The 15369-nt window shown below is 66.6% G+C and carries 13 protein-coding genes; 9 read left to right on the forward strand and 4 right to left on the reverse strand.

Annotation, left to right across the window (positions count from 1 at the left end):
- Positions 1-2: 2 nt before the first annotated feature.
- Genes AB4099_RS24700 through AB4099_RS24710 form a run of 3 tightly spaced genes read right to left on the reverse strand, consistent with a single transcriptional unit; the run spans position 3 to position 3497 of the window.
- Positions 3-974: an ABC transporter permease gene (locus AB4099_RS24700; protein WP_441479983.1), complete on the reverse strand. Its 972-nt coding sequence runs from the start codon at positions 972-974 to the stop codon at positions 3-5.
- A 4-nt stretch (positions 975-978) separates the two neighbouring features.
- Positions 979-1824, reverse strand: a complete 846-nt coding sequence (locus AB4099_RS24705) for an ATP-binding cassette domain-containing protein (protein WP_162767974.1) — start codon at positions 1822-1824, stop codon at positions 979-981.
- Between the two features lie 44 nt (positions 1825-1868).
- On the reverse strand, positions 1869-3497 hold the full coding sequence (locus tag AB4099_RS24710) for an ABC transporter substrate-binding protein (protein ID WP_441479984.1): 1629 nt from the start codon (positions 3495-3497) through the stop codon (positions 1869-1871).
- 178 nt (positions 3498-3675) lie between these two features.
- Here AB4099_RS24710 and AB4099_RS24715 point away from each other — a divergent pair, with 178 nt between their 5' ends.
- From AB4099_RS24715 to AB4099_RS24725, 3 genes are all read left to right on the forward strand, one after another.
- Positions 3676-4434 (forward strand): LysR family transcriptional regulator, encoded by a 759-nt coding sequence (locus tag AB4099_RS24715; protein WP_441479985.1) that lies wholly within the window; start codon positions 3676-3678, stop codon positions 4432-4434.
- A complete protein-coding gene (locus AB4099_RS24720; protein ID WP_441480113.1) occupies positions 4374-4577 on the forward strand; it encodes a LysR substrate-binding domain-containing protein in 204 nt (67 codons plus the stop codon). The genes AB4099_RS24715 and AB4099_RS24720 overlap by 61 nt, the downstream gene beginning before the upstream one ends.
- Before the next feature lie 295 nt (positions 4578-4872).
- The gene (locus AB4099_RS24725) at positions 4873-6240 is read left to right on the forward strand and encodes an FGGY-family carbohydrate kinase (RefSeq protein WP_441479986.1); all 1368 of its coding nucleotides are present in this window, start codon (positions 4873-4875) and stop codon (positions 6238-6240) included.
- On the opposite strand, the gene AB4099_RS24730 is transcribed toward AB4099_RS24725, so the two are convergent.
- Entirely contained in the window at positions 6235-7050 is an 816-nt protein-coding gene (locus AB4099_RS24730) for a DeoR/GlpR family DNA-binding transcription regulator (protein ID WP_441479987.1), read from the reverse strand. The two genes, AB4099_RS24725 and AB4099_RS24730, sit on opposite strands and share 6 nt — an antisense overlap.
- A 220-nt stretch (positions 7051-7270) precedes the next feature.
- Between AB4099_RS24730 and AB4099_RS24735 the strand changes: the two genes are divergently transcribed.
- The 6 genes from AB4099_RS24735 (at position 7271) to AB4099_RS24760 (ending at position 15350) form a co-directional block, all read left to right on the forward strand.
- Positions 7271-9385 carry a bifunctional rhamnulose-1-phosphate aldolase/short-chain dehydrogenase gene (locus tag AB4099_RS24735; protein ID WP_441479988.1) on the forward strand — a complete coding sequence of 705 codons (2115 nt, stop codon included), beginning with the start codon at positions 7271-7273 and terminating at the stop codon, positions 9383-9385.
- Between the two features lie 3 nt (positions 9386-9388).
- Positions 9389-10687: an L-rhamnose catabolism isomerase gene (gene rhaI, locus AB4099_RS24740; protein WP_441479989.1), complete on the forward strand. Its 1299-nt coding sequence runs from the start codon at positions 9389-9391 to the stop codon at positions 10685-10687.
- An 80-nt stretch (positions 10688-10767) separates the two neighbouring features.
- Entirely contained in the window at positions 10768-11778 is a 1011-nt protein-coding gene (locus tag AB4099_RS24745) for an extracellular solute-binding protein (protein WP_441479990.1), read from the forward strand.
- A gap of 83 nt (positions 11779-11861) precedes the next feature.
- Positions 11862-12944, forward strand: coding sequence for an ABC transporter ATP-binding protein (locus AB4099_RS24750; protein ID WP_441479991.1), 1083 nt, complete (start codon positions 11862-11864; stop codon positions 12942-12944).
- Positions 12944-14638 carry an ABC transporter permease gene (locus tag AB4099_RS24755; RefSeq protein WP_441479992.1) on the forward strand — a complete coding sequence of 565 codons (1695 nt, stop codon included), beginning with the start codon at positions 12944-12946 and terminating at the stop codon, positions 14636-14638. The genes AB4099_RS24750 and AB4099_RS24755 overlap by 1 nt, the downstream gene beginning before the upstream one ends.
- Positions 14631-15350 carry a class II aldolase/adducin family protein gene (locus AB4099_RS24760; RefSeq protein ID WP_441479993.1) on the forward strand — a complete coding sequence of 240 codons (720 nt, stop codon included), beginning with the start codon at positions 14631-14633 and terminating at the stop codon, positions 15348-15350. The genes AB4099_RS24755 and AB4099_RS24760 overlap by 8 nt, the downstream gene beginning before the upstream one ends.
- Positions 15351-15369: the final 19 nt, after the last annotated feature.

The raw sequence follows: 15369 nt of genomic DNA on the forward strand, positions 1-15369 counted from the left end.
GATCAGGCGTAGACGATGCGTGGGTCGAGCAGACCGCAGAGCAGGTCGGCGATGAAGGTGCCGAACACGGTCAGCACGGCGATGAGCAGGAAGGCGGCCTGCGCCACCGGATAATCGGCGCGGCTGATCGCCTCGACCATCAGCAGGCCCAGCCCCGGCCAGGAGAACACCGTCTCGATCACCACCGAGCCCGCGACCGCCCAGCCGAGGATCATCGGCAGCGTCGTCGCCAGCGGCAGCAACGCGTTGCGGGCGGCATGGCCGAAGAGGACGCGGCGCTCGCTCAGCCCCTTCATGCGGGCGAGCTCGATATAGTCCTCGCCGATGGTCGACAGCATGGTCGAGCGCATCAGCAGCAGCGGAAAGCAGAGCTGATAGAGCGTGTTGACGAGAAAGGGCAGCGCCAGGTGATGCAGGAAATCGGCAGAGAGATACATCCGCCAGTCCTGCTCGGGAAACAGGCCCGGCGTGACGATATGGCCGATCGGGAAGAGGTCGAGCTTGATCGAGAACAGCAGGATCGCGAGCATGCCGAGCCAGAACAGCGGGGCCGATTGCAATGCGGTCGCGGTGAAGACCAGGCCGACTTCCCCGGCGCTGCCGCGTTTCCAGGCGGCGATGGCGCCGATGACCGCGCCGAGCAGATAGGCCGCGAGCATGGAGGGCAGGATCAGCAGCAGCGTGTTGAGCAGCCGGCCCTGGATCATCTCGAAGACAGGCCGGTTGGTCTGGAACGAGAAGCCGAAATCGAGGACCAGGAGATTGCGGAGATAGAGCAGGTATTGCTCGAAGAGCGGCCGATCGAGCCCGAATTGCTGGCGCATCGCCTCCTGCGCCTTGGGATAGAGCGACGGGCTGATCACCGTCGCGGTCGGGTCACCGGGCAGGAGCCGGAACAGGAAGAACATCAGCGTCGCCATGGCGAACAGCGTCAGGACCATGTGCCAGAAGCGGCGCAGGAGATAGCCGGCCATGGTTTTAACCCAGCCCTTGCACGAGGACGGGAGGCCGCACCCGCACGGCATCGGGATCGGCGGAGGGGATCGCGGCGATCAGGGTGCGCGTATAGGGATCGGCTGGTGCCGCCATCACCTGCTCGACGGGGCCGGTCTCGACGATGCGGCCGCGATACATGATCGCGAGCCGGTCGCAGACGGCGCCGACGGTGGCGAGGTCATGGGTGATGTAGAGCATCGCGATGCCGCGCTGGCGGGCGAGGCGCTTCAGCAGGCGTACGATGTCCCATTTGATCGAGACGTCGAGCATCGACACCGGCTCGTCGGCGACCAGGAAGCGCGGCTCCAGGATGATCGCCCGGGCGATGCAGACGCGCTGACGCTGGCCGCCGCTGAGCTGGTGCGGGTGCTTGCCGAGATAGCTCTCCGCCGGGGTAAGGCCGACCTCGGCGAGGACGGCGCGGACGCTTTTCGCGATGGCGGCGCGATCGCGCACCCCTTGATAGAGCAGCGGCCGCCCGACCAGGTCTTCGACGGTGTGCTGCGGGTTGAGGGCGCCATACGGGTCCTGGAAGATCATCTGGACCTGGCGGTGGAAGGCCTTCTTGTCGCGGGCGCGGGCGGCGGCGCTATCGGTGCCGTCGATCCGCATCGAGCCCGAGGTCGGTGTCTCCAGTCCGACCAGCAGGCGACCGGTGGTCGACTTGCCGCTGCCGGATTCCCCGACGAGGCCGAGCACCTCGCCGGCGCCGATCGCGAAGCTGACGCCCTCGACCGCCCGGGTGACCTCGCGGCCCCGGCCGGGCAGCAGCGAGCGCAGGCCCGCCGCCGCAGCGTAGTGCTTGGTCAGGTCCCTGACGTCGATCATCGCAGGAAGGCTCGCGGATCCGGCTGCCGTGTCGGTCGGCCGCATCACTTGGCGGGCATGCGCAGGGCGCCGTCCGGCCCCCAGCTGAAGCCGGCCGCCTTCAGGATCGCCTTCGCCTTGTCGATGTCATAGGCGGGCAGCGGGATCGAGCTGTCATGCCAGAAAGCGTTGACCGGCACGATCGGCGTGGCGCTGCGGCCAGCATCGCCGCCCAGCACGTCGTCGATGATCGCCTCATAGGGGATGGCATGGGCCATGGCCTGGCGCAGCGCCCTGTTGGCGAGGGCCGGGCGCGCCGTGTTGTAGCGCATCGACATGTGGCCGTTCGAACGCGCCTGGATGAGTTTGACGTTCTTCTCGGCCGCGAACTCCTTGACCACCGTCGGCACGATCGGCTGGAAGGAGACGTCGATATCGCCTTTCTTCAAGGAGGCGCCGACGAGCTCGGCCGAGCCGAAGACGATGATCAGCAGGTCGGAAGCCGGCTTGGCGAAATGGTCGGCCCGGCGCTGCAGCGAGATCTCCTGGCCCTCGCGCCAGTAGCGCAGCACATAGGGACCGCTGCCGACGAGCGGCATGTTGCGGAAGTCCTGCGGCTTGGCGATGCCGGTCTTCTCGACCACGTCCGCCCAGACATGCTTGGGCAGGATCGGCACCTGGCCGAGCGTGTTGATGATGAAGGGCGCATAGGCTTCGGTCAGCGTGAAGCGCACCGTCTCCGGATCGACGATCTCGACTGAGGCGAGCTTCTCCAGGTACTTCTTGAAATAGACCGCATCCCAGCGCTTCAGGTAGTCGAAGGAGAACTTCACGTCATCGGCGGTGACCGGCTTGCCGTCGCTGAAGCTGTGGCCCTGCCGGAGTTTCACCACCACGGTGGTCGGATCGACCACCGCGAGCGACTGCGCCAGCCACATGCGCGGAGCGCCATCGGCGCCGAGCTCGACGAGCTTGTCATAGACCAGGCTCAGCGTGTTGAAATCCTCGACGATCGTCGCCGCCAGCGGGTTGAAAGTGCCCTGATCGATCGTCCGGCCGATCCGGACCGGCGCGCCGGACTTGGAGGTCAGGCGCAGCATGTTCCAGAGCGAGCGCGGGCCGTCGGAGGTGTCCTCGTAGCCGGGAATGTCGACCTTGGCCGTGTTCATCGCGAAGGTGTTGACGACATAGGCGATCACCGCCTCGGGCTGCTCGTCGGCCAGGACGCGCTGCAATTCGTGGATCACCTTGCGGCGCTCCTGCGCGTCATAGAGCGCGAGCTGCCTGGCGCCGAGCTCGTCGACCTTCGCGCTGGCGAAGGAGCCGACATTGGAATCGCCTGGTGCGCTGTTGCGCGAATTGAACTGGGCGTTGGTGAAGAAATCGGGTTCCGAACGCTGCGGCGAGCCGGAAAGCACCGACATCACCACGTCGAAATCATGCTCCTTGAACCATTTCGACAGCATCGGGCTGGGGAAGGGCTGCGGGTCGAGCGTGACCTTGAGGCCGAGCTTGCGCCAGCCCTCGGCAACATAGTTCGATGTCTCGAAATAGTGCTGGTACTTGGCGGCGGGCCAGGTCAGCAGCTTGATCTCCGGAACCGGCTGCCCTTGTGCCAGGGCGGCGGTCGTGTCGGTGAGCAGGAGACCGCCGAGCCCCATCAGCGCGCCTGCGAATGCCGTCGCCAGCTTCATCGTCTTTCCCCCTCGTTCTTGTTTAACCTGCAAGCAGCCCCACGCCGTTCTGCGAGCGTGGGTGTTGGCGCTGCTGCGTTCCATTGGGGGAAGGCTAGGGCCGGGCGCGCAGCTTGCCCATTGCTGATTTCCGATGCAGATCATTCCAAATTGGAATGAGCCGGAAGGAGAGAGAGCCGTGCGCAGGACGTTGCCGCCGACCCGGGATCTCGCCTGTTTCGAAGCCGTTGCGCGCCATCGCAGCGTGACGCGCGCCGCAGCCGAGCTCAACCTGACCCAGAGCGCCGTCAGCCGCCGGCTGGCCGCGCTGGAAGAGCTGCTCGGCCAAAATCTGTTCCTGCGCGACAAGCAGCGACTGACCCCGACCGTTGCAGCCGAGGAATATGCCGAGGAGCTGCGCAGCCTGCTGAACCGGGTCGAAGTGGCGACCACGCGGCTCCTGTCGCATGGGCGCAAGGGCGGGGTGCTCACCGTCGCCTGCCTGCCGACCTTCGGCTCGCGCTGGCTGGTGCCCCGGCTGGCTCGGTTCATCGCCGAACATCCGACGGTCGACATCAACCTGATCTCGAAGATCAGGCCGTTCAGCTTCGAGGAGGACAAGGCGCATGCCGCGATCCATTTCGGCAGCCCGACCTGGCCCGGCGCCCGCATCCACCACCTGATGGACGAGCATGTGATCCCGGTCTGCGCGCCCGCGCTGATCGGGGGGCAAGTGCTGGCGAGTCCCGACGGCTTTGCCCGGCTGCCGCTGCTGCAGCACACGACCCGCCCCTATCTCTGGCGTGACTGGCTGGCCGATGCCGGAGCGGCGTCAACGGCATCGGCGGGCCGAAATTCGAATATTATTCGCTCGTCATCCAGGCCGCGGTCGCCGGGATCGGCGTCGCAATCCTTCCGGACTTCCTGGTGCGGGAGGAAATCCAGTCGGGCGCACTGATGGTCGCCAGCCCGCACAGGATGCGTTGCGAGGACGCCTATTTCGTCGTCTACCCCAAGCGCTTCGACGAGAACGTCAACGTCCAGGCCTTCGTCGGCTGGCTCCGCGACGAAGCCGGCGTCTACAATGACGGGGTGCCTTGAGCGCTCGGAGGCGACAAACCAACGCCGGATATGAGGCAGGCGCAGATCACGGGAATGCCCGCTTTCCCTACATCATCGGGTGTCGGCTCCTCACGGAGGCCCACGGCGTTGACGACGGCATCTCTGCGTCATCACAATCGCTGCACGGATCCCGTGGCCCGGATGAGTGCCCATGGGGCCTGGAGAATCGGCTGCGACATGCGCGAAGGTCGGTCTCCGGACGTCCCGATGCGCGATCAGAATGGTGCATGGGACAGAGTTCGATGGTCGGCCTGATGCCGTAGGGGATGTGATCATGCGCTCCGGCGTCACAGCAGTGCTGGATATCGGCAAGACCAACAGCAAGGTCCTGGCCTTCGACCACGATCTCACCCTCGTCGCCGCTCATGGCATGGCCTCGGTCAGCGCTGGCGGGCGCCTCGACACGGCACGCTGCTGGGCGTTCGTTCTGGCGGCTCTGAAGGAGATCGCGGCGCGGTTCGGCCTGTCCGCGATCGTCCCGACCACGCATGGCGCGGCCTTCGCCGTCATCGGGAAGGGCGGGCTCACCCATGCGATCGTCGACTACGAACAGCCTGTTCCCGACGCCGTTTCGGCCGAATATGACGGGCTGAGGCCGGATTTCGCGGAGAGTTTTTCGCCGAACCTGCCGCTTGGGCTCAATGCCGGGCGGCAGCTCTTCGCGCTCGACCGCGCCGACCCGCATCTCTTCGGCCAAGCGCAGGCGCTGATCGCCTATCCGCAATACTGGGCCTGGAAGCTCGGCGGCGAGATGGCGTCGGAAGTCTCGTCGCTCGGCTGCCATACCGATCTCTGGGCGCCGTTGAAAGCGGCACCCTCGTCGCTCTCCGCCGCGATGGGCTGGGACCGCCTGATGCCGCCGGTCGCGCCCGCCTGGAGAACGCTGGGCGAAGCGGCGCCGACGCTCGGCCTGCCCGGCGCGTGCCGGATCCTGACCGGCGTCCATGACAGCAACGCTTCATTCGTTCGCTATCTCGCAGGATCGCGGGAACCCTTCGCGCTCGTCAGCACCGGCACCTGGTTCGTCTGCTTCAATACGGCAGGCCATGTCCAAGGCTTGTCGGCCGCGCGCGACACGCTGGCGAATGTCGATGTGCTCGGCCGGCCCGTCGCATCGGCCCGTTTCATGGGCGGGCGGGAATTTATTGAGATCGCCGGGGCGGCTGGATTGGGCGCGCAAGCCGGCATCGCGGATCTGCGTGCGCTCGTGGCTGCCGGGATTGTTGCGCTGCCCTCCTTCGCGGCCGGCGGCCCGTTTTCCGGAAGCAAGGGCGTCATTTTGGGTGCGCCTTCAGGCCAGGCGCAAACAGCGGCGCTGGCTGCGCTCTACTGCGCGCTGATGACCTGCGAATGCCTCGCCCTGACCGGCCCTGTCCACAGGCTCTATGTCGACGGCCCTTTCGCCAGGAATGCGCTTTATCTCGGGCTGCTCGCCACGCTCCTGCCGGACATACGCGTACAGGCCTCGCATGCCGAGCATGGCACGGGCGTTGGCGCGGCGCTGCTCGCCCATTGGCCGGCGGAGAGCGGGCAGCTGCCGGACTACGCGCTCGCCGTGCAGGATATCGCGGCGCTCGACCTCGATCTCGAACCCTATCGCCGGGCCTGGCGGGAGATGATCACGGAGCAGTCGGCGTCATGAGGCGGAACGAAGCACCGGCGGCTCGCCGGTGCTGACCGGCTCGACGATCCGCACATCGGAGCAAAGGCTGCGCAGCAGGGCGATCTCGGAGGCGCCTGCGCCGCTATCGGTGATGATGATATCGATGGCGTCGAGCGGGGCGACGACCATCGAGGAGCGCACCTTGAGCTTGGCGCTGTCGGCCAGCACCACGACGCGCTCGGCCCTGCGCGCCAGCTTTTGCGCGGCACGCGCGACCAGCGGGTCCATCTCGGTCGCTCCGGCGCGGCCGAGCCCGTAGCAGCTCATGAACAGCACGTCGCCGGCGAAGCTCTCGGTGCCGTCATGCTCGAAGGAGCTTAGGATAATGTTGTGCTCGGGATAGACCGTGCCGCTCGGAATCGTCACGCGGCAGCCCGGACGCACCGAGAGCAGTTCTCCCGCGATCGAGAAGGAGTTCGTCAGCACGTCCAGGCTGCGTCCGCGCAGCAGGCGCGCCAGTTCGAACGTCGTCGTGCCGGCATTGAGGATCACGCTCATGCCGTCCTCGACCAGCCCGGCCGCCTCGCGGGCGATCGCCTCCTTCTGCGCGACATTCACGTCGCGGCTCATGGCGAAGGGCACGCCGGCGAGATGGTGCTGGTGACGCGGCCGCAGCGCTTCGGCGCCGCCGCGAACCCGGCGCAGCTCGCCATTGCGGTCGAGCGCGGCGATATCGCGCCGGATCGTCGCCTCCGAGGCATCGAGCATGTCGACGAGATCGGAGAGCGCGATGATCGACCGTTCATTGGTCAGCTTGACGATCAGCCTGTGCCGTTCGCGCTCGAGCATCGTTCCCGTTTCCTGGCACGTGTCCCGACCGATTCTCGGAGATCCTGTTGGCGCCGGCCATACCAGACGCATCCTTCATTTTTTCGCGCGCATTTCAATGATGTTTGCAAGCCGATGGCAGAATTTGATCGAACTTGACATTTGTTGATCGTTTGCGGTCAGATCGTCGCAAGGCGGCCGAAACGAGCTGTCTGCCGGAAACGTCGAAGTCGAGGATATCATGGCCGATCACGCCATCGCGGGCGGTTCGTCGCGTCTGCTCGCCAGCGCCTGGGATCAGAGGCTGGCGGAGACGCTGTCGCCCCAGGACCTGCTGGTCTACCGCTCCAACCTGCTCGGGGCCGACAAGCGCATCACCAATTTCGGCGGCGGCAACACCTCGTCCAAGCTGGAGATGGCGGACCCGCTGACCGGCGCGCCGGTCGAGGTGATGTGGGTCAAGGGCTCCGGCGGCGATCTCGGCTCGATCCGGCGCGACGGTTTCGCGACCCTCGACATGGCCCGCTTCCGTAGCGTGCGGCAGGCCTATACGGGGCCGGCGATGGAGGACGATGTCGTTGCGCTCTATCCGCATTGCACCTTCGGCCTGAATCCGCGCGCCGCCAGCATCGACACCCCGCTGCACGGGCTCATCGACCGTTCCCATGTCGACCATGTCCATCCCGACGCGATCATCGCCATCGCGGCCGCCATCGACGGCGAGGCGATCACCCGCGAGATCTTCGGCGACGATATCGGCTGGCTGCCCTGGCGGCGGCCCGGCTTCGAACTGGGGCTGATGCTGGAAGGCTTCGTGCGCAGCAACCCGGCCGCGCGCGGGGTGATCCTCGGCAGCCACGGCCTGTTCACCTGGGGCGACACGCAGCGCGGCTGCTATGAGACGACGGTCGAGGTGATCAATCGCGCGATCTCCTGGCTCGCTGGGCGCGAGGCCGGCAAGCCGGCCTTCGGCGGCGTGGCGGTTGAAGCGTGCCTACCGAAACAGCGCCGTGCGGCGGCGGCCCGGCTGATGCCGATCCTGCGGGGGCTCGTCTCGGAAGGGCGGGCCAAGGTCGGCCATTTCGACGACCAGGCCGCGGTGCTCGACTTCGTCTGCAGTCGGGATCTCGCCGCGCTGGCGCCGCTCGGCACCTCCTGTCCCGACCATTTCCTGCGCACGAAGATCCGTCCACTGGTGCTGGAGATCGATGCCTCGCGGCTGGATGCCGACGACCTCGTCCCGGCGCTCCGGCAGGCTGTCGCAGCCTACCGGGCCGATTATCTCGGCTATTACGAGCGTTGCAGGCGCCCGGATTCGCCGCCGGTGCGCGACACCAACCCGGTCGTGATCCTCGTTCCCGGCATCGGCATGTTCACCTTCGCCGCCGACAAGGCGACGGCGCGCATCGCCGGCGAGTTTTACGTCAACGCTATCAACGTCATGCGCGGCGCCTCTGCTGCATCACATTATGTCGGCCTTCCCGAGCAGGAGGCCTTTGACATCGAGTACTGGCTGCTCGAGGAGGCCAAGCTGCAGAGGCTGCCCAAGGGCAAGCCGCTCGAGGGCCGCGTCGCCCTGGTCACCGGCGGCGCCGGTGGCATCGGGCTTGCCACCGCAAAAAGGCTGCTCGGTGAAGGCGCCTGCGTCGTGATCTGCGATATCGACGAGACAGCGTTGCGCGAGGCCGAGACGGCCCTGGTCGGGAGCCATCACCGTGACCGTGTCGCGGCCTTCCCAGTCGACGTGACCGACGAGCAGACCGTCATCGCCCTGTTCGGCGAGGCCGCGCTCGCCTTCGGTGGGCTCGACATCCTGGTCTCCAATGCGGGCATCGCCTCGGCCGCACCGCTCGAGGACACTAGCCTCGCACTCTGGCAGCGCAATATCGACATTCTCGCCACCGGCTATTTCCTGGTCTCGCGCGAGGCGTTCCGGCTGATGAAGGTTCAGGCGCGCGGCGGCTCCATCGTCTTCATCGCGTCGAAGAACGCGCTGGTCGCGTCCCCCAACGCCTCGGCCTATTGCACGGCGAAGGCTGCCGAGATCCAGCTTGCCCGCTGCCTCGCGCTCGAAGGCGCGGCGCACGGCATCCGCGCCAATGTGGTCAATCCCGACGCCGTCCTGCGCGGCTCGCGCATCTGGGAGGGCGAGTGGCGAGCGCAGCGTGCCGGCGCCTACAATGTCGCCCCCGACGATCTGGACGAGGTCTATCGGCAGCGTAGCATGCTGAAGCTCAACGTCTTCCCGGAGGATATCGCCGAAGCGGTGTATTTCTTCGCTTCCGACCTCTCGGCGAAATCCACTGGCAATATCCTCAATGTCGATGCCGGGCATGCGCCCGCCTTCACGAGATAGATCATGGCAGAGCCCCTGATCGATCCCGCGCTCGTCGAAGCGCATAACCGGCAGGCCGGTGAAGCGCTCGCGCAGGATTACGAGGCGCTGTCGCGCTCCCTGTCGCGGCGCGGCATCGACAGCGAAGCGATCCTGGCCCGGATTTCGGCGCTGGAGATCGCGGTCCCGTCATGGGGCGTCGGCACGGGCGGAACGCGGTTCGCGCGCTTCCCCGGCCCGGGCGAGCCGGCCGATATCTTCGACAAGCTCGACGATTGCGCCGTCATCCAGCAGCTCGGCCGGGCGACGCCGCGCGTCTCGCTGCATTTCCCCTGGGACGAGGTCGCCGACATGGCGGCTGTGAGGGCGCGCGGAGAGGCGCTCGGGCTCGGCTTCGATGCGGTGAATTCCAACACCTTCCAGGACCAGCCCGGCCAGGCGCTCTCCTACAAGTTCGGCTCACTCTCCCATGCCGATGCGGCGGTGCGGGCGCAGGCGGTCGCGCATAATATCGACTGTATCCGCAAGGGGCAGGCGCTGGGGGCACGCGCGCTGACGATCTGGCTCGCCGATGGCAGCAATTTCGCCGGCCAGTCCCATCTCGCGCGGGCCTTCGAACGCTATATCGCCTCCGTCGCCGAGATCGAGGCCGCTCTTCCCGACGACAGCTGGCTGCTGCTGCTCGAATACAAGAATTTCGAGCCGGCCTTCTACGCGACCGTGGTGCAGGACTGGGGTTCCTGCCTGTTGGCCGCGCAGGCTGTCGGCCCGCGCGCCCGCTGCCTGGTCGATCTCGGCCATCACGCGCCCTCGACCAATATCGAGATGATCGTCGCCCGGTTGATCGCGGCGGGAAAGCTCGGCGGCTTCCACCTCAACGATTCCCGTTTCGGCGACGACGATCTCGACGCCGGCTCGGTCGATCCGTTCCGGCTCTTCCTGGTCTTCAACGAGCTGGTCGATGCCGAGCAGCGCCACGCCTGGGACGAGGCGCCGGCGCTGATGCTCGACCAGTCGCACAACGTCACCGACCCGATCGAGAGCCTGATGCTCAGCGCCGATGCCGCAAGGCGGGCCCATGCCCAGGCGCTCCTCGTCGACCGGGAACAGCTTTCGCACTACCAGGCGCAGAACGACGTCGCGATGGCGGCGGAAACCCTGCGCGGCGCCTTCCGCACCGATGTGACGCCGCTTCTCGCCGAGGCCCGCCGTCGGGCGGGCGGCGCGATCGATCCCGTCGGCGCCTACCGCCTGTCCGGCTACCGCAAGGCCGCAGCCGCGCGGCGCCCGCAGAGCACGGGGAGCGGCGGCGGCATCGTCTGAGCGTTTCGAACCCGAAGCGCCGCCGGATCGTTCGGCCGGCAGGCGCACCACTCAAAAACGAACGTAAGCGGAGGGAAATAATGAAGCCGATCTTCAAGTCGATCATCACGGCAGCCATGGCCTCGTTCGCGCTGGGCGCGGCCGCTCTGGCGCAGGCCCCGGCGACCGAGGGCAAGCTCGTCGTCTACGCGTCCCATCCGTCCGAGATGGTCGACCATTTCACCAAGATGTTCGGTGACAAATACGGCATTCGCGTCACCACCGTGAAGGCCGGCACCGGCGAGCTGCTGAACCGCATCCGCGCCGAGCGCAACCGCCCGGCCGCCGACATCATGTGGGGCGGCTTCTCCGATACCGGCGCGTCGGCGCCAGACCTGTTCGACAAGTACAGCTCGCCCGAGCTCGCCAATGTCGAACCCAAGATGCTCGATGCCAGCGGCTACAACACGCCGTTCGCCGCCAGCACCATGGTCATCATGTACAACAAGAGCCAGGTGAAGCCGGAGCAGGCGCCCAAGACCTGGGCCGACCTCGCCAAGCCGGAATGGAAGGGCAAGATCGTCCATGCCGACCCGTCCAAGTCGAGCTCGGCGCTGGCTGCGCTGAACACCTGGCTGCTGATCTACGGCCGCGACGAAAAGGCGTGGACGCTGGTCGAGGACATGACCAAAAATATGAACATCATCCTCAAATCGAGCCTGGTGTTCCAGCAGGTCGGCCGCGGCGAATACCCGATCGGCGTGACCTATGAGGAGGGCGCGATCAACTACGTCCTCGCCGGTACCGCCGGCATCGTCTACCCGGCCGACGGCACCTTGCTGGAGCCGGAGGGCATGTTCATCGTCAAGGGCGCTCCGAACCCGAAGGCCTCGAAGCTCTTCGCGGATTTCCTGCTCTCGGCCGAGGCGCAGAAGGAGCTCACCGCCAAGTTCCCGGGCCGCCGCCCGACCCGCATGGGCGTCCAGACGCATCCCGAGATGAAGGCCGCCAGCGATCTGAAGGTCATCGACTACGACTCGAAATGGGCCGCGTCCAGCCGTGCCGAAGTGCTCGACCGGATGCAGAAGATCATCGTCAAGACGCAGCAGTAAGCGCTGCTGCCCAGCCGATCGCGGGCGAGGACGAAAAAGCCTCGCCCGTCCCCCGTGACATGCTCGACCGACCGGGTATCCAGATGGCCTCCACTTCCGTCCGTATCGATACGGTGACGAAACGCTATGGCGATTCCGTCGCCGTCGACGGTGTCTCGCTCGACATCGCCCAGGGCGAGTTCTTCACGCTGCTCGGCTCGTCGGGCTGCGGGAAGACGACCCTGCTGCGCATCATCGCCGGCTTCCTGAAGCAGACGAGCGGGCGCATCCTGTTCGGCGATTCCTGCATCGACGATCTGGCGCCGCAGCACCGCAACACGGGCATGGTGTTCCAGAGCTATGCGATCTTTCCGCATCTCAGCGTGGTCGACAACATCGCCTATGGCTTGCGCGCGCGCGGCCTGAAGGCTGCCGAGGTCAAGCAGAAGGTCGATACCTATCTGGCGCTGACGCGCCTCTCGCATCTCGGCCACCGCAAGCCGCGCGAATTGTCCGGCGGCCAGCAGCAGCGCGTCGTGCTGGCGCGCGCCATGGTGATCGAGCCCGACGTGCTGCTCATGGACGAGCCTTTGTCCAATCTCGACACGGAGATGCGCATGCATCTGCGCACCGAGATCCGCGCCCTGCAGCGCAAGATCGGCGTCACCACGATCTATGTCACGCATGACCAGGAGGAAGCGCTGCTGATGTCGGACCGGATCGCGGTGATGCGCGGCGGCCGGTTGGAGCAGGTGGCCAGCCCGCACGACATCTACAACAAGCCGAGCACGCGCTTCGTGGCGAGCTTCATCGGCGAGAACAACTTCCTGCCGGCGGTGCATCGCGGCCATGCCGAACCTGGCCATGTCCGGATCGAGCTGCCCGGCGGCCAGTTCACCGCCAAGCTGCGCGGCGAGATGCCGGGCGGCGCGATGGACGCTGCCTTCCGGCCACAGGATATCGAACTGCGCCCGCTCGACGGGGACGGCGACGGGCTCATCGGAACCCTGACCGACATCCAGTTCCTCGGCGGCACCGTGCGCTACGCCATCGATCTCGGCGGCGGGCATCTCGTCCAGGTCGCGGGCTCGAGCCGCACCGGCGTCACGCTTCCCGAAATCGGTACCCGCCATCGGCTCGGCGTGTCGCCGGCGGCGATCGCCCTGTTCGCGCCCGAGGCCGCCTGATGAGCGCCATCACCGTGACAGCCGGCCCGCCGCGGCGCGGCTCCGGGATTTCCCGCTATTTCGGCTTCTGGCCGGTGGTCACGGCCATCGTGCTCGTCCTGATCGTCGGGCTCCTGCTGGTGCCCGTCGGCAATATCGTCGGCGTCAGCCTCTCGGCCGGGGCCAAGACCGGCAGCATCTTCGAGAACTACGTCAATTTCTTCTCGGAGCGGTTCTACTACCAGACGCTGCTGAACAGCTTCTGGGTCAGCATCTGGGCGATGATCTTCGCCGTCTGCCTCGGCGTTCCGGCAGCCTATTTCGTCAACCGCTACGATATCTGGGGGCGCGGCTTCGTGCGCGCCGCCGTGGTGCTGACCTTCGTCTCGCCGCCCTTCATCGGCTCCTATTCCTGGGTCGTCCTGTTCGGGCGCAGCGGCGTCCTGACCCAGCTGTTCAACTCCATCGGCGTGCCGCTGCCTTCGATCTACGGTGCGCCGGGCATCATCTTCGTCTTCACGCTGCAGTTCTTTCCCTTCGTCTTCCTGCTCGTCTCGTCGGGCCTGAAATCGATCGACCAGAGCGTCGAGGACGCCGCGCGCAATCTCGGCTCCGGCGAGTTCCGCACCTTCCGCACTGCGATCGCGCCGCTTCTGGTGCCCTCGATCACGACGGGCGCGCTGCTCGTCTTCGTCGCGTCCTTCACCGACCTGGGGACGCCGATCATCCTGGGCGAGCGCTTCCGCGTCCTGCCCGTGCTGATCTATGGCGAGTTCGTCAACGAGTTCGGCGGTCGGCCGGTCCTCGCCAGCGCGCTTTCCGTGCTGCTCCTGCTCGTCACCACGGGAGCGCTGCTGCTCCAGCGTTGGCTCTCGGCGCGGTTCTCCTATGCGACCGCCGCGATCCGCCCGCTGCAGGTCCAGGAACAGCCGCTCGGCAAGCGCATCGCGGCGACGGCTTTCGTGTTCCTGCTGATCGGCTTTGCGCTGCTGCCGCTCGTCAACATCGTCGTCTCGTCCTTCCTGAAGTCGAACGGCCCGGTGCTGGTCGCAAGCTTCACGCTGGACAACTACGCCCGCATCATGGACCGTATCTCGCTGCCGCTGTGGAACACGCTATTCTACACCACGGTCGCCACGCTGCTCTGCGCGGTCGTCGGAACCGCGGTCGCCTATATCATCGTGCGCCGCCCCGGGCCGGTCTCGAGCGTGCTCGATACGGTGGTGATGTTCTCCTATGCGGTTCCGGGCATCGTCCTGGGCGTGGGCCTGGTGGTGACCTATCACGAGCCGCCCTTCGCCCTGACCGGCACGGCGACCATCCTCATCCTGGCCTATTTCATCCGCCGGCTGCCCTTCTCGGTCCGGTCCTCGGTGAGCATGCTGCAGCAGGTCTCGCGCGATACCGAGGATGCCTCGATCAATCTGGGCGCCGGTCCGGGACGGACCTTCGTCAAGATCACCGTGCCCCTGCTGGCCACCGCGATCCTGTCGGGCGCGCTGCTGACCTGGTCGAACACGATCCGCGAGCTCAGCGCGACGCTGATCCTGCAGTCGGGGACGACGGCGACGGTTGCGATCGAGATCTTCAACGAGGTCGTGAACGGCAATTTCGGCGTGGCATCGGCGCTGGGCACCGTGCTCATCCTGCTGACCTTCCTGCCGCTGGTCGTGCTGTTCACGCTCCTCGGGAAAAAGGATGAAGCCCTTGTCTGATCCGTGGGCCGCCCCCTTCGAAACCGATATGCGGCTGCGCATGGTCGCAGCCTGCCGGGCGATGAATGCCGGCGGTCTCAACCATGGCACCTCCGGCAATCTCAGCGTCCGGCTCGACCAGGACCATTGCCTGATCACGCCGTCGGGCGTCGCCTATGACGCGATGGAGCCTGCCGACATCGCCATCCTGGCGCAAGACGGGCGCTGGCGCGGGCCGCTGCGGCCGTCCAGCGAATGGCGCTTCCATGCCGACATCCTGCGGGCCAGGCCCGATTCCGGGGCGATTCTGCACACGCATTCGCGCCATGCGACCGCACTGGCCTCCCTCGGCGAAGGCATCCCCGCCTTTCACTACATGGTTGCGGTCGCAGGCGGCTCGTCGATCCGCTGCGCGCCTTATGCGCGCTTCGGAACCAAGGCTCTCTCGGACCTGGCACTCGAAGCGCTCGATGGCCGCAGGGCCTGCCTGCTCGCCCATCACGGCATGATCGTGCTGGCCGCGACGCCGGAAAAGGCCCTCGTCCTCGCCCGCGAAGTGGAGGAACTGGCCGCCACTTACCTGCTCGCACGCTCCGCCGGCTCTCCGGGGACGCTGGACGAAGCCGAGATGGCCGGCGTGCTCGGCCTGTTCGCCAGCTACGGCACGCCCGACTTCCCCGATGACGAGCTTTCGCGCATGGACGAACGCCTGCCGGAAACGGCAACTCTCTAGGAGGGGGGCGTGTCTCCAC

Source organism: Allobosea sp. 2KB_26, assembly GCF_052115715.1.
Classification (GTDB): Bacteria; Pseudomonadota; Alphaproteobacteria; order Rhizobiales; family Beijerinckiaceae; genus Allobosea.